This is a genomic window from Halobacteriovorax sp. RT-1-1 (assembly GCF_047085455.1).
Lineage (GTDB): Bacteria > Bdellovibrionota > Bacteriovoracia > Bacteriovoracales > Bacteriovoracaceae > Halobacteriovorax_A.
Window position 1 is genome coordinate 1,792,238 of record NZ_JBKIXZ010000001.1, and the last position, 22,963, is coordinate 1,815,200.

The window sequence follows — 22,963 nt, forward strand, 5'->3', positions numbered from 1 at the left end:
TTTCATAAAAGAAGGGGATTTTTCAATCACTATTTTAGACACCAATAACGATATCGTCGTCACCAGGTGCTTGTTTTACTTCAAAACATTCAACGCGATAGAGATGGTCGTTTGACTCTCCTATTGCTTTTCCATTTTTGGCACGATCAAAGTGTCTCGGACTGTATAGAACACGGGCCGAAATAGGCCATTTTGCATCTAATATATCAATTGCATGATCATCGGTTTCCACAACAGACCATTTGAAATAGCCATTTCCACCAATAATTACATTAGAAAAAAGTGCGCGCCCATTGCCATAATCCATAAGCATTTTTAGGTCTGGGCCTGTGATATTATTGTACTGTTCGTGAAATACTGAATTAATAAGTCTTCCGGCATATGCACGGTATGAGACTGGATTAACAACCTTCTCAAAGATATCTACTTGGCAACGGAATGCAATGTGATTCGTTGTCCCAAAGTCTACGGTTGCTGCGATTGTTGATACTGCTGAAATTAATGTTAATGCAATAGAGATTTTAGTTAAAATCTTCATTTGTCCCCCAACTGTAAATAATATTTAACAATTATTATGCAAATGGGGGCGATCTTAATAGTTAAGAAAACTTAAGATTTACTTATCCGTTGGATTTAGATTTAGGTATAAATTCCCACGAAATAGGGTCATGGCACCACTAAGTGTATCCCCTACTTGATACTTGCAATTAGTACCTACGTAGCGCACGCCTCTAAGTAATAATTCGCTTTCTGACAGCGGGTTTAAGTAACTTCCCATCCATACATCGGGGTATTTCGTACGAATATGACAACCGAAATCTGTTGCTGTTACTTCAGTAATCTCTGCGACACCTTGGGCCTCTTCATATTCATAGTCATACTGATATTCATAGCGCTCAGCTTGATAAGACTTAAACCAACAATTTGGCCTTGGTTGATTTAAAAGGCCTGCTTTTAGCGTGTCCACACGGCACTGACTTTGTGGGTAATCATTAAAGATTGTCACTTTTGAGACATGATCTGACTTAGCGTTGATATTACTTCCAGGATAAATGACTGAAGCATCTCTAATGGCACCAAGGCCTCTTAGGCATGATTTATCTTGCTTGCACTCTAAAAGATTCTCAGCGCTAATACCATTTAGCTCAAAGCTATCAGAGTTATTTAAAGCAAAGTATTTCTTTAAACATTCATTAGTAGCAAAGTAATCAGACTGCGCCTCACTTGAATACTTTTGGGTCGGCATAACCTTCGGATAACCACCAATGATATGGCCAACTTCATGACAAGCAACAAGAGCAAAAGCATCTTTTGTTAATTGGTTTTTTCGAACAAACTCTCCGTGAAAGCTAAAGCGCACAGATTCTGAATTTCTCTTGTAACCAACTGACGCATTTAATGTTTTAGATTCCCAGTTAATATCAACTTGGCGCTGATTGCCTTGTGGTAACTTCTGGTCGTAGATACTTAGGACGCTCTCAATGACTTCACGAAACTCACTTTCCGTCGTGATCGCACTAGAGGCCATGATATTAGTTGATATTAGAGAAATAATAGCTAATGAGATTGTTTTCATTTTATTTATATAACAGATAATCTGAACGCAATGAGTGATGTTGAAATCTATATATAGTGGTGTATAGATTTTGTTGATTAAAGTTGGGCCGTAAGGCCTTGAAAATTCAGCTTGAAATCGCCTTTGAAATCCCCTATTTTTGACCCAAATTTAACAATATTCGCTATTCCTAAGTCATATTCTTTCCCCTATAATGTTTGTAATTACTTAAAAATGCGAGGAAATATGTCAGTTAACGGCGTACCATTTATTACATTAAATCGCTTTGAAGACGGGTTTCGTGATGAATTCCTTTCAGGCGTTGAAACACTTTTTGATAACACACAATTTATTGGTGGACCTCAGGTTAATATGCTTGAGGAGAAGCTAGCAGCTAAGACTGGTGCAAAATACGCAGTTGGTTGTGCCAACGGTACAGATGCAATCCAGATTGCTCTAAGAGCAAGTGGCGTTGAAAAAAACGACGTTGTATTAGTTCCAGATATGACTTTCTGGGCGACTTTTGAGGCAGTTGTTAACGTAGGTGCAAACCCTGCAACTGTTGATGTTAGCCGTGAAACTCTACACTGGGATAAAGATACTTTTAAAGAGGCCGTTGAAAAATTCAATCCTAAGGCAGCTATTCTTGTTCACCTATATGGTTGGGCATGTCCAGATACAATGGAAATCAGAAAGATCGCTGAAGATAATGGCGTAATGCTTATTGAAGACGGTGCTCAGTGTTTTGGAACGACAATCAATGGAGAGTCGATTCTAGGAACAGCTAAGATCTCAACGACAAGCTTTTACCCAGCAAAAGTTCTTGGAGCTTCTGGGGATGCAGGTGCAATCTTCTCAAACGATGAAACGCTAATTAACACTTGTAAGACTCTAATTAACCACGGACGTACAAGTCACTATAGCCACGGCCTAATTGGTTGGAACTCAAGAATTGGTGCTTATGAATCACTATTTCTAAACCTATCTCTTGAGCATATCGATGCAAGACTTGATTCTCGTCGCGCGGCTGTTGAATACTACCGCAAGAATCTTCAGGGTCTTCCTCTTAAGATTCAAGATGTTCCAGCTCACGTAGGAGAAAATGGATACTGTAGTGTTGCTTTAATTGAGCCAGAGCTTAGAGAAGGGCTTTCAGCTGCTTTAAAAGAAGCAAATGTAGGTTTCGGAACAATTTATCCAGGTGCAATGAGCAAGCAAGAAGGTGCTCCTGCCCATAGTGTTGGATCAATTGATCACGGAAATGCTGATTATATTAGTAAAGCAGTTTTAAACCTGCCATGTTTCGCCTATATCACGGAAGAAGAATGCGAGTACGTTTGCCAAGTCGTAAAAAATTATTTTTCAAAATAATCACATTAGGGGCCGTTATTATTTCGGCCCCTGTTTTTTCTAATGGTAGAACCGAGAGGATCAACGAGTTAGAAAGACAAAGAGATAAGAGACCGCCGCCAACAAATCAAGTTGGTTTAGGAACAAGTTTCTCGTCTTCTCTCTATAAAGTTGGGGATCAATTCGATATCCCAGTTGTTCCCTCAATTAACTACAATTATAAGAGATTTTCATTTCGTGGGATTGCAGCAAGCTTTCGCTTGTTTCCTCTCACAAGCCTAACTCTTACTCCAGACTTTAACAAAGTCGAGGCCGAAGCTGGTACATATAATGACGGACTTCGTGAGCGAGATCGCTCCCTTGATTTAGGGCTAACCTTTATTCTGCCATCTAAGTGGTTTATGACGAGATTTAGTTATACGCACGATATTAGTGGCCGCTCTGAAGCTAGCAAATACTATGTTTCAGTCTCTAAGGCATTCCCAATTGAGCCTTGGAAGGGTGAAAAGATCGTTCTTATTCCAGGTATCACATACTCTCAGTATAGCGACAATTGGAGTCGCTACTATTTTGGTGTCTCAAGTGCTGAAGCTCGTGCAGATCGTCCTGAATACACTCCAGGGGCCTCTCATCAGCTAAGTGCTAGGCTTATTGTTAATTACCCTATTGGAAAGAAATACGTTTTAAATAGCTTCTATTCGTATACGAAGTATTCCGGAGCAGTAGAAGATAGCCCCTTAACTAAAAGAGGCTATCGCGAAAGTATTTTTCTCGGTCTAAATTATATTCTTGGAGAGTCAACTCGCTAGATTTTTGTGAAATCTAGTCAAGAAACTCAAAGGCCTTCTGTGCAAAGAGTGCATCAGGAAGGATGTAAAGCGTCCAATCCGTAATCTGTGCATTTATGATTTTAAGATTGTTCTCTTTGTAGCGCTTATTATAAAGTCGATAATAAGGCCCAATAAATCTTTCATCAAGCTCAGCTAAAACTCTATGTGCATTATTAGCATATGTGCTAATACCTTTTGGTTGCTTAAGATCACTTACTCTTGTTAAGGCATCTCTTAAAACCTTTGCCGCTGTGGCAATTTGCATAAGCTCTGCTCCAGTTGTTGAGTAATTATCAGCATGAGTCTCTTCTTCATTCAAAACAGAAAGCGCATTGTAGCTATCAATTACTTTAATCAGTCGATGCTTAAGTGAAAGCTTTGTGATGTCACTATTATAGAAAAGACGATCATAAACTTTTAAGAAGTCTGCAGTCGATTCAATCTTACCATCTTTTACTGATTGGGAAATCTCACTTGCTTCCTTCATAATTAAATAAAGCTCATGCTTATCAACTGTCGATGGGTTAAAGACCATCTTAAAGTCAAAGTTAATTGTCTCACTTGGATAATCCACACCAATTCCAATCTTGCGTCCCTTAAAGTCCTGGTCTTGGACAAGTAGTAGATCCCATACTGGGCCTGCAAGACGTGGATTAAGCTGTAATAAGATATCTTTTTTAGTCGTAAATACTTTTAAGTAATTATTGAGTGCAAATCCCGCTAGAGTTGCATTACCATTTCTCTCATCTGTAGGGTTTAGCATTGGCCCTGCAATCTTAAGGACTAGCTTTTTAAGGTTAGATCCTACGATGCCATTTTTAAGGTTAACATCCCCTATCATGGCGTTTAAAACCGATCCGAATAGTCCAGGATTCTTTGCCGTGCGACCAATTGATTCTAATTCAATCTTTAGAAGAGTATTTCCTAAAAAGATTTCATCCTGATTCTTTGCAATTAGATCACTCTTATAGTCTTTTAAAGGCACAGCATGCAGCTTAATTCTTGCACTTATTGATGAGCGATTATTCTCAATAACATAATTCTTGTCTTCGTTGCCAAAGATATTGTTAACAATTCTTGCTCCAAACCAGCGCTTCTTCTTTTCAACTTGATTTAGGGCAATTGATAAGTATAGCTGATTATCACCTTGTGACCTTACAGTAAGATCCTCAAGGATATTAACACTTCCTTCTTCAAGAGATGCAAGCTGGGCCTTGGCCTCTTTTACTTGTGGAGCAATTGAGGCAGTAAGAATCGAGTTTACCATTGATTCGAATTCTCTAAGATTTATCTTAAATGAGTAATCAGTAGGTCCTTCGTTATTAAAATCACCAGAAGTACCTACAAAATTTAGGCTATCTTTCTTTTCTGGACGATTATAAATATTTGATAAGAAGTCTTTTGTTCTTACACCGTGACCAATTGCTAGATCGATATAGGTCTTATCCATTAATTTATCGAAGATTGGCTCTATATTCCAAACTTGTACATTATTTTGAGCATAGAGAATCTTTTCACTTAAAATAGTCGGATCAAGATTGATCTGAAGTCTACCTGTACGGCGATCAATTCCAAGGATATTATTGAAGAACTCAACTAAGTTTTCTTCTGTCATCTCTTCAGGGATCGAATTAAATGGACTTTGAAGATCAAGCTTTTTAACCGCTATGATTTCTTCTTCTGTCTTAACAGTTTGTGCAAGTTGAAAGTTATTTTTGAAGTTTTCAAGTTTTTCGATAAGCTTTCTTTTTACTTCTGCCTCATCAACTACAACTTCATCTTCTTTTGTCGCAAGAGGATCACTAATTAGGTACGTCTTTAAAATATTTGCTGTTGCAAGCTTTGTGAACTCTTCAAGAAAGTATCCTTTGTCAGTTTTAGGAGTAAGAAGAACGCTATTTTTTCCACTACCAAGTGTCGCATCTTTAATATCTAGCTCTAAAACACCCTTATCTCTCATATATGTATATAAAGAAATTTCAAATGGAACAGAGTTACCATAAGTCTTACTATCAAGGCGAATATCTGGATTGTTAAAATCAATTCCTTCACCTTCAAGGCCCATCTCAAATAGCGAGTTTAGCTCAAGATTTACACGTCCTCTTAAGATGATTCCAGGAAGATGTGGAGCTAGCACAACATTCAATTCTTTAAATAGTGGCTCCTTATCAATTAGTTTGAAGTCACGAAAGAAATTTGTGAATTGTGAAACCGCATTTTGTGAGATGCGAGAGCTTACAAAAGGCATCTCTGAGCCTTTACGGCCTCCATTTCGAGTTTCCCAATCAACTGCATGTCTAAGCTTTAAATCAGCAATAGAGACTCTTAAAAACTCGCCTGCTTGCTCAAAGAATTTGATATTTGCCAGTTGTGGCTCATCAATAAAATATAGGTCTTTTAGGCTTAGGGCCTTTCTTGCTTTTGTAATAGACGTTTTTAGAATTTCGTTAATAATCATTCTTTCGCGATCATTCCAATTATAAATACCTGTCTCTTCTAGGAGTCTTGAGTGCATTTTGGAGAGTCTTAGCTCAGTATCAGCGCTAAAAGCATATGTCTTATATTCTGCTTCACGAAGTTTTTTAAGCTCATCAGCAGCAACCTTTCCTTCTTCTTTCATCCCTTTGATATAACTAAGAGAAGGATTTCCAATTCCACCTTCAATTAGAAATGAAGCTCCTTGCTTTGTTCCTTTTAATTTCTTTGGGCCAATATACCAAACTTGAAGATTTTCGAGATCACGGTAACGTGTTAGGCCGGAGAGTTTCATAAAGTTGAAACGCAGACGAACTCGGTTGTCCTTTAAAACGATATCTTCATTATCAAATAAATCTTTAATTGTTTTAGAAAGGTCTTCATCAGAATAATCTGTAGGGGCCTTATCATCGGCCATGAAGTAATTGAGTAAGCTTCGATTTCTTAAAAGCGCCGCAGTTACATTAGTTACAATATGCATACCATTTGTATAATCAACGTCATCTAAGACAAATTTCTCTATTGTTAACTCAACATATTGTCCACGCACATATGGAGGAAAGCCAAGTACAAGAGAGATTGAGTGTTCATTTAAGAGTTTATCGCCGGCCTTATCTTCCATCGATAAAAGCATCGAGTCTGGAATATTTACGGTGGCATCAAGGTGAAAAGTTCTATTGATTGGATCAAGGTCAATCTTGGAGATCTCTTTAAAGCTACCTTTACCATCTCCAACGAGTAAGTCCTGAAGATCATAGCGAAGAAATTTAAGAGGCCATTTAAGTGAAACTAATGCTTCTTCATTACCCCATTCTTCATCGGCGCGAGAATTAATTGGACCACTGTGCATAGGTTTGGCCTGCACTTGTGTCGAAAAAATAGTCACTGTCAAAAGAATAACTAGTAAAAACTTAGATTTTAACACCATATACCTCTCTCAATGATTTCTTAGAGATATATGATGCAACTAGAGTGCCAACTTTATTAATTTAGATCATTAAGAAAGTAAGATGGTATTTCACGAATAGGCATACCTCCTGCAAGGCCACCTGTGCCAGTACATGAGGGATGCAGATCCAAATGTATGGACTCCAATAACAGCTTGTTGCTCAATACTATAAATCGCTGATCCTGAGTTGCCTCCAAATACATCGAGGTTGTATTCCATTGTCTGGCCATTTACGTTATTGTGTGGAAAAATTTTAAATAAGTTTTATTACCCGCATTTTAAAGGACCTTTATGAATATTTCTGCATTTCTTGCGCAAACCGTCGATATTGTCTGGGGACTACCTTTGGTAATCTTACTCGTTGGCGGAGGTCTCTATCTTGTGGCCGTTTCACGTTTCAAAATGCTAGCAGGTTTCTTTCACGCCATAAAGCTTATCGTAGGTAAATTTCACCATGAACACGATGATGAGAGTAAGGGGCAAATTTCCCATTTTAAGGCACTAACAAATGCTTTGGCCTCAACTGTTGGAATGGGAAATGTTGCTGGTGTTGCCGTTGCTATTTCGCAAGGTGGCCCAGGTGCTATTTTTTGGATGTGGGTTGGTGCTCTAATTGGGATGAATACAAAATTCTTTGAATGTACGCTTGCGGTTATGTATCGAAAGAATGACCACCATGGAGAAATTCAAGGGGGCCCAATGTATACAATCTTAGAGGCCCTACCTAAGTATATGCACTTCCTAGCTTATTTCTTTGCTGTAGCAGGCTTAATCGGTTCACTCGGTGTATTCAATACAAATCAAATGGCAACCTTCATCGAATCAAATTACAGTATACCTACATACATTTCTGGTTTTATCACTGCATCCTTGATGGTTTATATTCTCATGGGTGGAGTTAGAAGAATTGGAGAAGCAACTTCAAAAATTGTTCCAACAATGTGCCTTTTATATGTTGGCTGTGCCATTGCTATTATTTTTATGAATCTATCAAGTGTTCTTGATGTTTTTGTTCTTATTTTTAATGAGGCCATTAATGGACGAGCTGCAGTTGGTGGAGCATCTGGACTGGCCGTTGTTCACATTTTTAAGACTGGGATTAAAAGAGCGACTTACTCTAATGAGGCAGGTGTCGGATCTGCTCCAATGGCCCACGGAAATGCTAAGACAAGTGAGCCCGTTGCGGAAGGTCTTGTTGCGATGATTGGCCCTTTTATTGATACAATCATTGTATGTACGATGACTTCAATTGTAATTCTAAGTTCTCTGACACCACAAGAGCTTCAAGAGTCCAATGGAGTTCTAATGACTCAAATGGCCTTTGTTAAAAACTTTGGAGTTGCAGGATCACATTTACTAGGACTTTCAATCATTCTCTTTTCACTTTCAACAGTAATAGGTGCATCAAACTATTGTGAGAAATGTTGGGATTTTCTTTTTGGGGGTATCCCCATTCTTGGGGCAAGATTAACTTTTGCACTTTTCTATTCATCAACGGTTCTTATGGGAGCGATCTCGGCACCTGATGATATGGTAAATGCGATGGATATTGGTTTTGCTCTAATGGCCATTCCAAATATGGTTGCGACAATTTGGTTGGCACCAAAAGTTAAGCATAAATTAGATGAGTATTTCGCAAAGTATATTGTTAAGAAAGCATAATTCGATACTATTAATTTCTTAAAGAGTGCTGGGTTCCATAAATCTCAGCACACTCTCCAGTTGCCTCAAGTGAACGTACCGTTCTTTCCCATTTGTTTTCATAAGGAATATCTCGACAGTCATTATGATCAACACCATGTCTCATAATTGCTCTTAAGGTACCTTTACAGTTATTTGCTTCAATGAAGAATCCTTTCGAAAAGAATGTATCAATTTCTTCGATAACTTTAATATCAACTTTTGCTTTAATGCGTTTCTCAAGAAAGTCATTAATTTCTTCTAAGCAGATATTGTCATTTTTTAAAGGAATTGTTTCTTTATCAAAACCTAGCTCGACGATTTCTTGATTTAAAGGATCTTGTGGCATTTTTTTAGAAATCTCGTAGCGATCAGAACTCGATAATTCATGATAGCCTCGAATATGATTCCAACCATAGCCCCAAGCATAACCTGTATGAAAAGTTGGGTTCCCACCAATATAGACAGCAACTTGCATCGCCTTGCCAAAAATACTTGAAAATACATCAGATACACAGCTTTTTAAATCTTCATCGGCCTTAATTTTATCCATTAATGGGCCACCCATCCAATAGCTTATATCGTGTTCAATACAGCAATGTTGCCATAATTTAGGAGCATTAAAAGTACCTTGTGGGGAGATCGATGAGCAGCCATCTGTTTGAAATGGCCTTAAATAATTGTCGACATTTCTTTTTGAATAAATTGATCCTTTCACATCAAGAAGTCCATAGTCCTGAGAATATGAATAATTCACACTGAAAATTGAAAAAAGAATGAGAAGTAATAGGAATCGCATAGCTAAAATATAGCAAAAGCATGGCCCTATTTTCATTGTCTTCAAAAAATCTACATAGGTGTCAAAAACTAAGTCAGCTAATTGCGATAGAGCCGATGAGGTCTTTGTTTTGAGTCATTATCTTTCATTGAAGCAGGAATACGGCTACGATTTTCATGCTCAATATAAAGATATGAAATCATGGCCACCCATAAAATGACGGCCATGACTGAGAGAATTATATTTCGAAATTTGGAAAAATCATTTTTTGCCACATTTTCACCTATTTCATTGAAATTACCTTCGGCTCAATTTGCTCGATCCCTGGAACCTTCCACTTTAAGTCTAAAATCTCTTGAGACGGAATATATAAACGCATAATAACGTAGAAGTTTCCTTTCGGTGTGGCCAGCCAGTTCGCTTTCTTCTTTTCATCTTTTGGAACTTGGTTAGAAAAGTATAGCTCAAAACTACCATCAGAATTCTTTGTTAAATTACTACTATTGTTTAATGAGTAGCGTTTGAGATCATTTTCGATAAGCATTTTACTTACACTATCGTAAACAGTGACAGACCAAAATGCTCCAACCTTTGGCTCACGATCAAAACGAATACGATACATCTTAGAACCGCTTAGCTTATTTCCTTTAGAGTCTACTTCGGCCAAAGGATATAGAGCTTCCTTGGCCCCTTGCCCGCCTAGGTACGGATGAGAGACCATTGATCTTAAAGCATAGTCATCACCAAAATTATCTAGATCAAAGACATAGCTCCATCCATTAATGAATTTTGTATTTGCTGGATTTCTTATTTGCGCAGCAACCACTTGGGGCCCATCATTTAAAGCTTGTATTAGAACATCTTGTACTTGCTGAGAGAGCATCTCTTTTTTAAATCCTTCTTTAGTTAGACCAATTTTCTTAAATTGCCCAAATAATGCCTTCTCCTTTTCACTAACAGGATTAGTTTTTAAATACTCTCCTAATTCTTCAAAAAAACGTAAAGGGTCACTATCACTTCCAACACGTTTTGACAGAGGATAAATGCGGACACGATTTTTCTTACCAAGATATTCATCTAATTCTGTTAGTTTGTATTGGTCTTGGATTTTGTGTACATCATTTAATTCTTTTTCCATATCATCTGACTTCAGTATCTGGGTTCTTCCCCATAACCAAACCTTAGAAGTTGGAGATTCAATAATTGTTAGACCTTCCACTCCTTTTTGCTTCTGGTACATTTCTTTAGAGTTTGGTGGGACGATTAAATACTTTTGAGCACTCGTACCTGTCTGCCTAGTTCCAACATATTTGATAAGGTTGTGCCACATATCGAAAACATCAATAACATAGTATCGATCTTTTACTTCAGGTGTCGATAGGACTATCGCTGATTGATTAAGGTCCAAAATTGCGCTGGAATAAAGAGTGTCTTGATTGGCCGTTGGCATATCAGTATCAGTAGGGCCAGGTAAGCGTCTTGAGTGACCAAATTCATTTAAGGGTGCGCGATAACTTGTCTCAGATTGTTTTTGGACGACATCAGTATATGTACGAGCAATATTCTCCATTCTTACAAGAGTTGATCCCCAGAGGTAAGCATTTAGTCCTAAGGAATAGGCCTCTTTTAATAACGGATCATCTTTAACTGGAACTGATGCAATCGAGCGCTCTGCTTCTGTTGATTGCCCATAATAAATCTTATCAAGTTCTGATCGCGTTAAATGTGTTTGAGAACTCTCAGGTGTATTAGATTGAATAAGATAGGTAACGGTGAAAATCCATGTAATGGCAAGAGTCACCCCTAAGCTAGGAAGAAGATACTTCTTATAACTTGATTTGCTCATAGCTATTTCCTTGTTTTATTGTGTGCTTAGTCACAATATAGCGCAAGGAAAATAGCAATGGACTTAAGAATCGTGAATTAAAGTTAAATATTTAAAGAGTCAAATGTCTGCCGTATCCAGCACCTGGATACTCTCTCTTATTAGCTCCCGGCTGTGCATATCCGTTGATGAGAACTCTTCTTGGTGAATCTGTTTTATTAAGAGATGACGAGTGAAAAGTATACGGGCCAAAGAAGGCAACATCTCCAGCTTTAAGCTGTAAGTCGATAGACGGAAGCTTATCTAGCAATTCGTCGATAATACTTGGATCTTCTTTATAATTAAGATGACCTTGTAAGTGTGACTTAGGTATAAACTTAAGTGGTCCATTTAAAGAATTCATATCATCAATGGCCATTACAGTTTGTACATAACTTCCTCGCCCATCAACATCTTCCCAGAGTTCAGTGCCGTAGCGACGGTGTTCACTATCTTGATGCCACTTAAACTCTACAATTTGTCCTGGTAACTTGAAGTGGGCCTGATTAATGAGTTGAACCATTTCATTTGATTCTAGAATCTTACTAACAATATTTAAAATTCTTTTATCAGCACCAATATCAAGTAAGTGCTCATCATATCCACCACACCAGACAATGCGATTAAGAGCGCTCTTATCAAAAACAAATTGAGCAAGCTTTAGCATTTGCGTCTCATTGATCGTTTGTGACGCCTCATAAAGGTTATCAAATGAGCGTTTGATGCGTTTTATTTCTTTATAGTCAAAAAGGCCTTCAACAATGCAAAAACCATTTTCATAAAAATCATTAACTAATTTATCAAAATCTAATTCCATATAATTACTATAGCACGATATTAAGCATTCTTCTTAATGGCTCTGCTGCTCCCCAAAGAAGTTGATCACCACTTGTAAAAATATTCAAGTAATCATCACCCATTTTCATCTTACGTACACGTCCTACTGTTGTTTTAAGAGTTCCTGAAACATAGCGTGGATTTAGTTTTTCACGTGTTGCTTCAGGTGTATTTTCAACAAACTCAGTGTATTCAGAAAAGTTTTTAATCATTTCTTCAATCGTTTTAAGATCAACAGACTTATTTAATTTTACAGTTAATGCTTGAGAGTGTGAGCGGAGAGCTCCAACTCTTACACACGTTCCATCAATTGGTATAGGGTTTTGTGTACGACCTAAAATTTTATTTGTTTCACTAAATGCTTTCCATTCTTCACGTGTTTGGCCATCTTCAACAGCGCTATCAATCCAAGGGATTAGATTTAGCGCTAATGGAACACCAAAGCAGTCACTATCAAGCTCATTACTTTTCAAAAGATTTGAAATATCTTGATCAAGTTGTAGAATCGGTCCATCCATCAATGGCGTTGCCATATTTCCGATAACTCCCATCTGTGTTAAAAGTTCTTTCATATGACGAGCACCACCACCAGAAGCCGCTTGATAAGACATTGTACTCATCCACTCAACAAGACCTTCTTGAAAAAGGCTACCAATTCCCATAAGCATTAGACTTACTGTACAGTTACCACCTACGAAATTTTTAATCCCATCATTCAGGGCCTTATCAATAATGTCGCGATTTACTGGATCAAGAATAATTAAAGAATCATCATCCATTCTCTTTGCTGAAGCAGCATCAATCCAAAATCCTGGCCAATTAACTTTTTCAAGCTCTGGGCGCACTTGCTTTGTGTAGTCTCCACCTTGGCAAGAAATGATGATATCCATATCTGCAAGTTCTGAAATATTATTTGCATCTTTTAAAGTATGAGTCGCATTGTAAATAAGTGGACCACTTTGTCCTGCTTGAGAAGTTGAAAAGAAGTACGGATCGATCTTAGCAAAGTCACCTTCGCTTTCCATTCTCTCTAAAAGAACAGATCCTACCATTCCACGCCAACCAATAATTCCAACTTTTTTCATTTTGATCTCCACAGGCAAAGGCCTTTTCATATAATTACGCCTAAAATTATAAAAGTATAGACATCAATGTGTCTATCCACTACAATTAATTTCAATTGAAGAGGCGCAGTGTTCAGAGCGTGTTGATAAGGATGCACAACTATATTAGTCCGTTATCAGTCAACACAATGGGTTCATTGCCGAAATAAGATCAGAGTGTGCAACTTATCTTATTGGTTACTAAGGGAGAAGCCTTAGGACTGTCATATAGTAAATTTTAATTAACGAAATTAGGATTTAGTTATGTGGAGAGCTTCAAATGCAAATGTTAGCTTATTCTTTTGGCTAGATGTTTTTTTGCATTTCTTTATTCTCCTACATACAATTAACTTAATTTTAAAACTTTAAACGTTTTTACTTTGGAGACTTATGTCAACTCAAACAAATGAAGTTATTGTAGCGAAATTTGGTGGCTCGTCGATGGCAAATCTCGAGGCCATGACTCGTAGTGCTCAAATTAGTGTTAATAAAGGCGCTAATATGGTCGTTGTCTCAGCTGTCTATGGTGTCACAAACCTACTTGTCGAAATTTCTAAAAAGGCACCTGCTGGTGACGAAGAACGAGTTAATGAGCTTATTCATGAAATCGAAGACAAGCACCGCCAAATCCTTCAAGAAATGCAGGCTTCTGAAAGTTTAAAAGATGATGTAACAGTACTTCTATCTGAAGTAACGATGATTGCCAAAGGAATGCTACTGCTAAGAGAGTGTTCGGATCGCGCCTATGATTCACTTGTAAGCCTTGGTGAGCGACTTTCTTCCCTTGTCTTCAGTGAAGTTCTAGCACGCATCAATGAACAGTTAGCATCAAATAAGAAAGTTGAATTATTCGATATCAGACAAGTTCTTGTAACGGATGATAATTTTACAAAGGCAGCTCCGGATATTGAAGCGACAAAAGCTCGTGCTGACCAGTTTCTTGTGAATGCAAAATATGGCGATATTGTCTATGTATCGCAAGGATTCATTGGTGCAACGAGTGATGGGCTTACGACAACTTTAGGTCGTGGTGGTTCTGATTATTCAGCGGCCCTTGTTGCTGAGGCCATGGGTGCTGACACATTACAGATCTGGACAGATGTTGCTGGTATTGCCACAACAGATCCAAGAATAGTGAAAGAAGCAAAGCTTCTTAATGAAATAACGTTTTCTGAAGCGGCCGAGTTGGCAACTTTTGGTGCAAAAATACTTCATCCAACGACCTTAACTCCGGCATTACGTGCTGGAATTAAGGTCTTTGTTGGATCGAGCTATGAGCCAAATGAGCCTGGAACGTGGATTAAGAATGATACTGAGTCAGCGCCACTAATTCGTGCGATGGCGCTAAGACGTGAACAAAGCCTTGTCACATTATCAACACCTAAAATGCTTCAAGCACACGGATTTCTATTTGAAATTTTTAAGATCTTTAATGAATTTAAAGTCAGTATTGATTCCATTACGACATCAGAGATTTCTGTAGCACTGACATTAGACGATAGTGCTTTATTAAATAAGAAGATTATTGATCGTTTATCTGAGCTTTGTAGCGTAAAAGTGGAAAAGGACTTAACATTAGTAAGTCTAATTGGAAATGAAATCAATCACACACCAAATTTAGCAGCACGAATTTTTAATGCTGTTGAAGGAATTAATGTTCGTATGATTTGCTTGGGTGCAAGTAAGCATAATTTTTGTTTCTTAGTAGGTAAGAATGATGCTGATCAAACGATTCAAAGATTACATAAGGAATTCATTTAATGAAAATTGCACTTTTAGGAAAAGGAAAAACTGGCTCAAAAGTAATTGAGCTTTGTGAATCACCAGAATATTCACATATTCAATTAGAAGTTTTTGATTCAAAAAATCCTTTAAAGAAAGATGATCTTAATAGATTTGATATAGTCCTTTCTTTTTTGAATGGTGATGTATTTTTAGAGCACTATTTCGATTTATTAAGCGAATCAGGAATCTGCGTAGTAACTGGTTCTACTGGTTTCACTTGGACTGCGCAATTAATTAGTCAAATTAAGTCACCATGGATTAAAGCAACTAATTTTAGTCTTGGGATGAATCTAGCAAAAGAAATGATCCGTATTGCGGCCAAGGCCCAAGCACTCTTTCCTGCCAGTGATCTAAAATATGAAATCCATGAAGTTCATCATACAAAAAAAATGGACGCTCCAAGTGGCACTGCCCTTTCATGGCAAGAATGGTTAGAAAAAGACTCAACTATTACAAGTGAGCGCATTGGAGATGTTATTGGAATTCATGAATTAAAGATTGATACTCCGAATGAATATATTACAATTAAACACGAAGCTAAGGATCGAAAAATTTTTGCAGCAGGTGCTCTTTGGGCCTGTGAACGCGTAAGTAATCTTGCGCCTGGTTTACACGACTTTAGCGATATTGCACTACAAGTAATTAGAAATAGCTAAGAAAGAAACTAATTTAAGGAGCTATATAAATGGCAAATCACGACTATATAAATTCAACGCCCCTTTGGACGGCAGTAATTACTCCCCTTAACGCAGATTTAACGATTGATCTGGACTCACTTGAGTCTATTTTAAGAGAACAAGAAAAAGCAGGAAATGGGATTCTAATCTTAGGCTCTACAGGTGAGGCCTTAAATCTAAATCTTGAAGAAAGAAAAAATATTCTAAACTTCGTTATTGATCTTGGTTTAAAAGTTCCATTAATGTGTGGGGTTGGCGGTATCAACTTAACTGAAACATGTGAATGGGTATCATACCTTGATGGCCTAGCAATCGATGCTTATTTGATGGTTACTCCTTTATATGCAAAGCCAGGAGCAGAAGGACAGTATGAATGGTTTAAGGCCCTAATGGATGTTTCAAACAAACCTGTAATGCTTTACAATGTTCCTTCTCGTGCTGGAATTGAGCTCTCATTTGAGGCCGTAAAACGCCTTAATAAGCATAAGCAATTTTGGGCAATTAAAGAAGCAAGTGGAAGCCCTGAGAAATTTGCAAAATATGTCGAAGCAGCTGGTGAGTTAGGTCGAGTCTATAGTGGTGATGATGGAATGCTTCCAGAATTTACACCTCTAGGAGCCAAAGGTCTCGTTTCAGTCGCTTCAAATCCATGGCCGGCCCAAACTCATGCATACACGGTTGCTTGCTTAGGTGGCGAATTAAGTGAAGAAGAGACTAAAATGTGGGTCGAATCGAGCAACGCAATGTTTGTTGCTTCAAATCCAGTTCCTGCAAAATGGCTTATGAAAGAGAATGGGCAAATTAAAGATGCAAGTCTTCGACCGCCACTTTCAATCAAAGATATGAAATTAGAAGCTAATGTTTTAAATGCAAATAAGAAAATTAATGAATGGAGAAAAGCATAATGACAATGACTGTAGATGAAATCCTTTTAGGACTTGAGAGTGGAACTTTAAGATCAGCTTCTAAAGTTGATGGTAAGTGGGTTGCGAACACTGAAGTAAAACAAATGATCCTTGAGGTTTTTAAAGCTGGAAAAAATGTTGAACAATCTGAATTTGGCTGGCCAGGCTTTGTCGACAAACACAATATTCCAGCACAAAAATTTAGTGTAGACCGTGGTGTTCGTATGGTTCCAGGTGGATCAAGTGTACGTCGTGGAGCGTATGTTTCTAGTGGTGTTATTATCATGCCTCCTGCATATATAAATATCGGAGCTTATGTTGATGAAGGAACAATGGTCGATTCTCACGCTCTTGTCGGCTCATGTGCACAGATTGGTAAAAATGTTCACCTAAGTGCAGGAGTACAAATTGGTGGCGTTCTTGAGCCAATTGGCCTTGCTCCTGTAATCATTGAAGATGATGCTTTTATCGGTGCCGGTGCAGTTATCGTTGAAGGAATTCAAGTTTTAAAACGCGCTGTTATTGCTCCAGGGGTTATCTTATCAAAAGGTGTTCCGGTATATGATTGTGTTAATGAAAGAAGACTTGAACCAGGTGAGCCAATTCCAGAAGGCGCAATTGTCGTTCCAGGAACAAGACCTGTTAACGAGAAGCTTTCATGGGCAAGAGATATGGGCCTTTCAATGAACTGTGCCATGATTGTTAAATACCGTGATGAAAAATCAGATGCCTCACTTGAGCTAGAAGCATTTTTAAGATAAGGCAAATTTTTAATGGAAAAAGTTTTAACGAAGTTAACAAAGAGATTAGATTCATCATTTTATTTCTATGATTTAGATGCCCTTGAAGAGCATCTGCGCTATATCACAGACAATAAGGATGAAAGTATAAAGCTTTACTATGCTTGTAAGGCCAATCCCCTGTCTTCGATTTTAAAACTTATCAGAAACCTTGGAATCGGCGTCGATGTTGCTTCCAAGGGAGAGCTTACCCAAGTTGTGGCCAGTGGTGTGAAGTCTTGTGACATTATCTCTACTGGCCCAAGTAAGTCTCGTGGCTATATTAGAACTCTACTCGAGCATGAAATTAACTGTGTCGTTGTTGAAAGTATCTATCAACTAAAGTGGTTAAATGAACAAGCTAAGGAGCTAGGGATTAAGGCCCGTGCCCTTTTAAGGGTACAACTTGAATGGGACACTCAAGAAAAGTCTGTTCTTGGTGGAGATGAAATTACGGCCTTTGGACTTGATGAGGACACGTGGTCATCAATCGATTTAAATGAATACGAAAATATAGAGGCCATTGGCTTTCATGTTTTTCAATGGGGAAATATTCTTGATCCCAAAAGACTTGAAGAGGTTTGGGATAAAACCTGTGAGCGCATCAATACTCTTGCTAGCAAGATGAATATCACTCCAGAGGTCATTGATCTTGGTGGTGGCCTTGGTATTCCATATCAAAATCAAGACGCGCGAATAGATTTTAAAGATATTAATGCTGCCCTTATGCGCTTGAAAGCGAAGCATAATCTTAAGAAAATTTGGATGGAACTAGGACGCTTTGCCGTTGGTGAATGCGGGTTATATTTAAGCCAAGTCATTGATCGAAAAAATGTACGTGGCCAAGAGATTCTTGTACTTGACGGCGGTATCAATCATATCGCACGACCGGCCCTTACGGATCAGGCCTTTCCTTGCCGTGTTTTAAATGAAGATAAAAAGGCCAAAGAAACTAAGGAATTTCACGTTCACGGTCCTTTGTGCACATCTCTGGACAAGCTTGGGGTCTTTGAATTACCACAAGATTGTGACTACGGAGATTGGCTAGTTTTCACTCAATGTGGCGCTTATGGCTTTACTGAGAGTATGCCATTTTTTCTTTGTCATAATCTACCGGCGGAAGTTGTTTCATACAAAGGAGACGTTATGATTCCTAGAACAATTAAAACAAGTGCCGATTGGGTTGAATAATCTACCAAATTATAAAGTATTTAAAATTGGAATATTTTCCAGTTGAATATTAGGCGGGGCCATTTGTCTAAGCTGCGCAGGAGTAAGTCTTGGAACTGCTCTACCTGGGCCATTAGAGCTTTCAGAAGCACAACTTTCGCCATCACACTCATTTACGACATACTCTGCCTTACCTTCATTTAACCCTGTAATAAATAGTTTTGGATCACTGAAGTTTTCAGTTGTAACTAATTTAAAGTCACCTTCTGTGGCCTTACACTCAACAGAGACAATGTAGGCATAATCATAAGAAGATAACTCGTATTCCTTACCACTTTCAAGTGAAGAGTTTAAGGTACTTACTTTTTCTTTACGGTTTCCATCGTCATCTTCTTCAAAATATGTCTTTTTAATCTTACAAGCACTAACCTTTGTCGCTTCAAAAGTTACAGTAATAGCAGGTTTCGAACCATTGAAATCAATATTAATATCTGCATCTGTACTTGCCGGTGCTGCTGGAGGTTCAGGTTGAGCTTCATCAGTAGGCTCTGTTGCTGCTGGTGGATCTGGCTCATTAATATCTAGCTCGTGCTGAGTATCCTCACCGCCACCTAAATATTCCTCAACTACTGTAGCAATAGTCGCTTCAATCGCACTTGAGCCTTGAGCAGCGTGAACACCGGCCAGTCTAACACCTGGGTTTGCAAGTAATCCAGGTCTCACTGATCCATTAGAACCAGAAGTTAATCTAGGTGCATTTACCTGATTCGTAATATCTGTAAACTCACCTTCAATTGTAATTCCATCATTAACAGCTGTCTTTGTGTCACTAGCTGTCTTTGCATCACTTGCTTTTTTATTAGCTGCCTTAATTAGCTCTATCTTATCATCTGTTCTGGCAATTGTATGGGCCAATTGTCTGGCCTTATCAACAATACGTTGTCCTGTTTCCTTTATTAGGCTTCCCGGATTTGTTGGAACAGGAAGATTAGCTTGAGTCGGAGCAGGAAGTCCGAGGGCCTTCTCTCCAGCAATTGCTCCTTGCGGAGTCCCATGTGGAGCGCGAGCTGGTCTTGTAATAAGAGCATTTGAGGTAGTTGATGCTATTTGCGGCGTCGTAGGCTTACCTGAGCTTACCGCCTGTCTTAGAACTTCACGACGAGCAGTTGAAGCAGCACTTGGGCCACTAATTAACTTATCAATGATAGATGGATCTCTTGATGTAACAAGGTCAAGAATCCCCTGTGCTCTTTGCTCACCACCTTTAGCAACATCTTTACGATAGGCCAAAGCAAGTAAGTCCATATCACTTAGGCGCTCGCCTCGAGTAATTTTACTTTCAATATTTTGGTAAGTCGTGGCCTTTTGAAGGTCACTTAAACCAGAAAAATCATAGATTCTATCCTTAACATCATCAAGGCTACGAACAGCTCCATTCATTTGCGGAAGTTGAGTTTCTTTAAAAACAAAGTGTCTCTCTGCTCTCATTGCCTGACCTTGAGCAGTCTTAGCATCAGAAAGAATTTTAATATTATCAATATCAATACCAAACTTAAGGACAACACCTTTATCAGTTACTGTTCCTAGTCCTGAATCAATGATGGCCTGATAATTATCAGAACCTTTATTGATAATTAGACCACTTCCATCCTCAAGTAGCTTTCCTTCTTTTAATGTTTCCATACGCTTTCCTAAACGCGTATAGAAAACAACATTTGGGTTAGCGGCTTCATCAAATCCATTAATATAGCTTCTCACCTCTGGAATGAGCTTATCAGATAAGAATCTTGCATTAGTTAACTTACCACCAGATTGGTTTTCAAGTCTTCTTAGCATCGCTGGAACTTGTGACTGATCATCAACAACAGCAACGGCCTTACTCGTCGTCGTTGGTGCCGGAAGTCCAAGAACCTTAGGTGGAGGTAGTGCAATAACAGATTGAGACTTTGGTGCGTTCAGCAATGTTTTAGTATTTAAGATTCCAATTGGTGCAGGAGATACATTTGTCGTTGTTGTCGCGACCTGTGTACCTTTAGCTGTTTTAGCGACAGCTGCACCAGTCGTAGAACCTGCACTTCGGCCAGCTCTTGTTGCACTCAGGGCCTCAGCACCATATCTTGCTACAGCTACACCATCGGTTGCAACACTAACAAGTGATAAACCAACGGCAATCTGACCACTAAGTTTTTGAGACTCAGCAGCTGCAATGGCCTCAATATTTTCTTCAGTTGAAGAAAGGCCAAGAGAGTGTTTTGTATCAGTTGTATCAAGCTGTTTATTAGCATCATTAATTTCTCTTACACCTACGGCCGCCTCACCAACAATTAGTGCAGAACTCGCTGAAGCAAGTGCAATCCCCACTGGGCTTCCGATTCCTGTCATGACAAGGGCGCCAGATAGTGCCATCCCTGCCCCGGCCATTGTGATATTTGCTAGCTTCCAAGTTTCATCATTGGCATAAATATCGCGCATCTGACTGCATAGGAATGATGCTTGCATATCTTGTAGGCCTGGAATTGCACGATTGTTCTTGAATGCTTGCGCAACAAGATATGGCCTATACTTTAGAAGATCCTTTAAATCGTCATCCATATCGTTAATATCTTTTGACGAAGATGGAATCTTGTCTTCAAGATCTTCTAAGTCTTCAAGCATATTTTCACTTACAGTCTTATCTAGATCTGCAAAATCACTTGTAGAAATTGCACTTGCTGGCTTACTTGTCCCAAATAAAGAAGTTTTCTCCGCACAGTCCTTTGCAAAGTCATTTGATGGTGCATGAAATTTCGAACGAAATTCATTTGTTGCGTAATACTTTCTAAAATCAGGGTTTTCATTAGAAAAACTCATTAAATTAGAAACATAATTATTCTGTTCCGTCGCGATAAAGTCTTTATACGCTCGAGAACTTCTTACAGTTGTACAATATGGTGTATCACCCATGTAGTAGTTTCCTACCTGAGATGAAGTTACACATGGAAATTTTGTCTTAATTTTATCACATTGATTATTGATTCCATCAAGTAGATCATTAACTTTTGATCTTAACTCTCCCTTATTAGTCTTTTTGATTTTTCCATCAGCGATGGCCTTTTTAAATTCATCTTTTGCACTATTTAGAATACCTAAAAAAGGCTCCTGTGCGAAACTTGGAGATTCCTTTAAAATTTTATCAATTGCACGATCAAGATTATTCTCACTAGCACCATCAGACTTAAGTTTATGAAGAATATAATTCTTCATTGAAAGTTCACTTCCAATTTTTAAACTATCATCTAGAAGAGATTTAATAGAAGAGTGTCTCTTAATTCGTCCAAAATCCTCAGAAAGAGTATTTAATTCAGAACTACTCACACTTTGTACTACTTGGTCATTACTACAAGCAACTTGAACAAGAGTATCACCAATATTTCTTGAACTCATAAAGAAAGTTCCAAGAGTATTATCTTCAGCTTGTGCACGGTAATCTTTTTCACAACGTGAAAGGATACCGACGCCTTTAGAAAGCCCTAGGCCAACACCCTTTTCAATACCTTCTTGATTCTCTTTTGCCTTAGCAACACTTTCTTTAATCTTAGCAATTCTATCTTTTTGTTCTAAACAAGAAGCATCGGCCATATTATCACGACAAAACTCTTCAACTTGTGAAGCAAGATCATCAAAGGCCTGCATCTTCTTTTCATCGTCTAATAATTCTTTCACAATTTGAGGAGTGGTATATTCGCTTGCAGAATTCTTACATGCTCTTGTACCAAAGTTAGAGCTACTACTTCCCTTTTGACGAGCATTAACACAAGCGCCACGCCCATCTTGACCTGGGCCAAATAGTAGAGGATTACATCTAAGCTTTAAAATTTTATTACCAAAGAAACTGGTCTCACATGAGATACTTTTTGGGATCTGACACTTACCATTTACTAGTGTAGACTTGTGTCCCGCAAGGAAGCACTCACTTGAAGCGGCGTATGCTTCTTCAATTAAGAATTGGAATGTATAACGATTTTTATACTTTCTTGCATTTTCAATTTTTTCATGAAAATCAACAATTGAATTATGATAGTACTGAAGCGTGATAAAGTTCTTATACTCTGGTTTAGTTAAATCAAGCGTATAAATACGTTGACCTACCTTAGCACTTGCAGTTGTTGATAGAACTACTGCTAGAACTAGAAAAGCTGAATATAAAAGTCGACTTATTTTTATCATCGCTACCTTATCGTCTGGCC

Annotated in this window: 17 protein-coding genes and 1 riboswitch; of the genes, 8 read left to right on the plus strand and 9 right to left on the minus strand. The window is 38.2% G+C overall.

Annotated features, from left to right (window positions below; genetic code table 11):
• Positions 1-34: 34 nt before the first annotated feature.
• Both ACMAWV_RS08815 and ACMAWV_RS08820 read right to left on the minus strand, forming a co-directional pair.
• On the minus strand, positions 35-538 hold the full coding sequence (locus tag ACMAWV_RS08815) for a hypothetical protein (RefSeq protein WP_103217226.1): 504 nt from the start codon (positions 536-538) through the stop codon (positions 35-37).
• Positions 539-616: 78 nt separating this feature from the next.
• Positions 617-1,576 carry a hypothetical protein gene (locus ACMAWV_RS08820; RefSeq protein WP_412469544.1) on the minus strand — a complete coding sequence of 320 codons (960 nt, stop codon included), beginning with the start codon at positions 1,574-1,576 and terminating at the stop codon, positions 617-619.
• Positions 1,577-1,801: 225 nt separating this feature from the next.
• On the opposite strand from ACMAWV_RS08820, the gene ACMAWV_RS08825 reads away from it, so the two are divergent.
• Positions 1,802-2,926 (plus strand): DegT/DnrJ/EryC1/StrS family aminotransferase, encoded by a 1,125-nt coding sequence (locus ACMAWV_RS08825; RefSeq protein WP_412469543.1) that lies wholly within the window; start codon positions 1,802-1,804, stop codon positions 2,924-2,926.
• The gene (locus tag ACMAWV_RS08830) at positions 2,881-3,714 is read left to right on the plus strand and encodes a MipA/OmpV family protein (protein ID WP_158246817.1); all 834 of its coding nucleotides are present in this window, start codon (positions 2,881-2,883) and stop codon (positions 3,712-3,714) included. Before ACMAWV_RS08825 ends, ACMAWV_RS08830 begins: the two co-directional genes overlap by 46 nt.
• A 13-nt stretch (positions 3,715-3,727) precedes the next feature.
• Here the strand turns inward: ACMAWV_RS08830 and ACMAWV_RS08835 are convergent, their stop codons facing one another.
• Positions 3,728-7,096, minus strand: coding sequence for a hypothetical protein (locus ACMAWV_RS08835; protein WP_412469542.1), 3,369 nt, complete (start codon positions 7,094-7,096; stop codon positions 3,728-3,730).
• Between the two features lie 354 nt (positions 7,097-7,450).
• Here ACMAWV_RS08835 and ACMAWV_RS08840 point away from each other — a divergent pair, with 354 nt between their 5' ends.
• The gene (locus ACMAWV_RS08840; protein WP_103217221.1) at positions 7,451-8,821 is read left to right on the plus strand and encodes an alanine/glycine:cation symporter family protein; all 1,371 of its coding nucleotides are present in this window, start codon (positions 7,451-7,453) and stop codon (positions 8,819-8,821) included.
• A gap of 10 nt (positions 8,822-8,831) precedes the next feature.
• On the opposite strand, the gene ACMAWV_RS08845 is transcribed toward ACMAWV_RS08840, so the two are convergent.
• From ACMAWV_RS08845 to asd, 5 genes are all read right to left on the minus strand, one after another.
• On the minus strand, positions 8,832-9,638 hold the full coding sequence (locus ACMAWV_RS08845) for a hypothetical protein (RefSeq protein WP_392991967.1): 807 nt from the start codon (positions 9,636-9,638) through the stop codon (positions 8,832-8,834).
• Positions 9,639-9,715: 77 nt separating this feature from the next.
• On the minus strand, positions 9,716-9,892 hold the full coding sequence (locus ACMAWV_RS08850) for a hypothetical protein (RefSeq protein WP_412462596.1): 177 nt from the start codon (positions 9,890-9,892) through the stop codon (positions 9,716-9,718).
• 8 nt (positions 9,893-9,900) lie between these two features.
• Positions 9,901-11,463: a DUF1254 domain-containing protein gene (locus tag ACMAWV_RS08855; protein WP_103217219.1), complete on the minus strand. Its 1,563-nt coding sequence runs from the start codon at positions 11,461-11,463 to the stop codon at positions 9,901-9,903.
• Positions 11,464-11,554: 91 nt separating this feature from the next.
• Complete coding sequence (locus ACMAWV_RS08860) at positions 11,555-12,298, minus strand: phytanoyl-CoA dioxygenase family protein (RefSeq protein ID WP_103217218.1); 744 nt, start codon at positions 12,296-12,298, stop codon at positions 11,555-11,557.
• Between the two features lie 7 nt (positions 12,299-12,305).
• A complete protein-coding gene (gene asd, locus ACMAWV_RS08865; RefSeq protein WP_103217217.1) occupies positions 12,306-13,403 on the minus strand; it encodes an aspartate-semialdehyde dehydrogenase in 1,098 nt (365 codons plus the stop codon).
• Positions 13,404-13,493: 90 nt separating this feature from the next.
• Positions 13,494-13,706, plus strand: a riboswitch (Lysine riboswitch).
• A gap of 105 nt (positions 13,707-13,811) precedes the next feature.
• Here asd and lysC point away from each other — a divergent pair.
• The 5 genes from lysC to ACMAWV_RS08890 are packed head-to-tail and all read left to right on the plus strand — an operon-like array spanning position 13,812 to position 18,758.
• Positions 13,812-15,182 (plus strand): lysine-sensitive aspartokinase 3, encoded by a 1,371-nt coding sequence (lysC, locus tag ACMAWV_RS08870; RefSeq protein WP_103217216.1) that lies wholly within the window; start codon positions 13,812-13,814, stop codon positions 15,180-15,182.
• Positions 15,182-15,862, plus strand: coding sequence for a 4-hydroxy-tetrahydrodipicolinate reductase (locus tag ACMAWV_RS08875; RefSeq protein ID WP_412469541.1), 681 nt, complete (start codon positions 15,182-15,184; stop codon positions 15,860-15,862). The genes lysC and ACMAWV_RS08875 overlap by 1 nt, the downstream gene beginning before the upstream one ends.
• 29 nt (positions 15,863-15,891) lie before the next feature.
• The gene (dapA, locus tag ACMAWV_RS08880; RefSeq protein ID WP_412469540.1) at positions 15,892-16,788 is read left to right on the plus strand and encodes a 4-hydroxy-tetrahydrodipicolinate synthase; all 897 of its coding nucleotides are present in this window, start codon (positions 15,892-15,894) and stop codon (positions 16,786-16,788) included.
• Positions 16,789-16,793: 5 nt separating this feature from the next.
• Complete coding sequence (locus ACMAWV_RS08885) at positions 16,794-17,549, plus strand: 2,3,4,5-tetrahydropyridine-2,6-dicarboxylate N-succinyltransferase (RefSeq protein WP_103217568.1); 756 nt, start codon at positions 16,794-16,796, stop codon at positions 17,547-17,549.
• 12 nt (positions 17,550-17,561) lie between these two features.
• Positions 17,562-18,758, plus strand: coding sequence for a PLP-dependent decarboxylase (locus tag ACMAWV_RS08890; protein ID WP_103217213.1), 1,197 nt, complete (start codon positions 17,562-17,564; stop codon positions 18,756-18,758).
• 9 nt (positions 18,759-18,767) lie between these two features.
• On the opposite strand, the gene ACMAWV_RS08895 is transcribed toward ACMAWV_RS08890, so the two are convergent.
• Positions 18,768-22,943, minus strand: a complete 4,176-nt coding sequence (locus tag ACMAWV_RS08895; RefSeq protein ID WP_412469539.1) for a hypothetical protein — start codon at positions 22,941-22,943, stop codon at positions 18,768-18,770.
• Positions 22,944-22,963 lie beyond the last annotated feature (20 nt).

Excerpts from the sequence above, each read along its gene's own strand:
- ACMAWV_RS08815 (WP_103217226.1), bottom strand. The coding sequence starts at position 538 with ATGAAGATTTTAACTAAAATCTCTATTGCATTAACATTAATTTCAGCA.
- ACMAWV_RS08820 (WP_412469544.1), bottom strand. The coding sequence starts at position 1,576 with ATGAAAACAATCTCATTAGCTATTATTTCTCTAATATCAACTAATATC.
- ACMAWV_RS08825 (WP_412469543.1), top strand. The coding sequence starts at position 1,802 with ATGTCAGTTAACGGCGTACCATTTATTACATTAAATCGCTTTGAAGAC.
- ACMAWV_RS08830 (WP_158246817.1), top strand. The coding sequence starts at position 2,881 with ATGCGAGTACGTTTGCCAAGTCGTAAAAAATTATTTTTCAAAATAATC.
- ACMAWV_RS08840 (WP_103217221.1), top strand. The coding sequence starts at position 7,451 with ATGAATATTTCTGCATTTCTTGCGCAAACCGTCGATATTGTCTGGGGA.
- ACMAWV_RS08845 (WP_392991967.1), bottom strand. The coding sequence starts at position 9,638 with ATGCGATTCCTATTACTTCTCATTCTTTTTTCAATTTTCAGTGTGAAT.
- ACMAWV_RS08855 (WP_103217219.1), bottom strand. The coding sequence starts at position 11,463 with ATGAGCAAATCAAGTTATAAGAAGTATCTTCTTCCTAGCTTAGGGGTG.
- ACMAWV_RS08860 (WP_103217218.1), bottom strand. The coding sequence starts at position 12,298 with ATGGAATTAGATTTTGATAAATTAGTTAATGATTTTTATGAAAATGGT.
- asd (WP_103217217.1), bottom strand. The coding sequence starts at position 13,403 with ATGAAAAAAGTTGGAATTATTGGTTGGCGTGGAATGGTAGGATCTGTT.
- lysC (WP_103217216.1), top strand. The coding sequence starts at position 13,812 with ATGTCAACTCAAACAAATGAAGTTATTGTAGCGAAATTTGGTGGCTCG.
- ACMAWV_RS08875 (WP_412469541.1), top strand. The coding sequence starts at position 15,182 with ATGAAAATTGCACTTTTAGGAAAAGGAAAAACTGGCTCAAAAGTAATT.
- dapA (WP_412469540.1), top strand. The coding sequence starts at position 15,892 with ATGGCAAATCACGACTATATAAATTCAACGCCCCTTTGGACGGCAGTA.
- ACMAWV_RS08885 (WP_103217568.1), top strand. The coding sequence starts at position 16,794 with ATGACTGTAGATGAAATCCTTTTAGGACTTGAGAGTGGAACTTTAAGA.
- ACMAWV_RS08890 (WP_103217213.1), top strand. The coding sequence starts at position 17,562 with ATGGAAAAAGTTTTAACGAAGTTAACAAAGAGATTAGATTCATCATTT.
- ACMAWV_RS08895 (WP_412469539.1), bottom strand. The coding sequence starts at position 22,943 with ATGATAAAAATAAGTCGACTTTTATATTCAGCTTTTCTAGTTCTAGCA.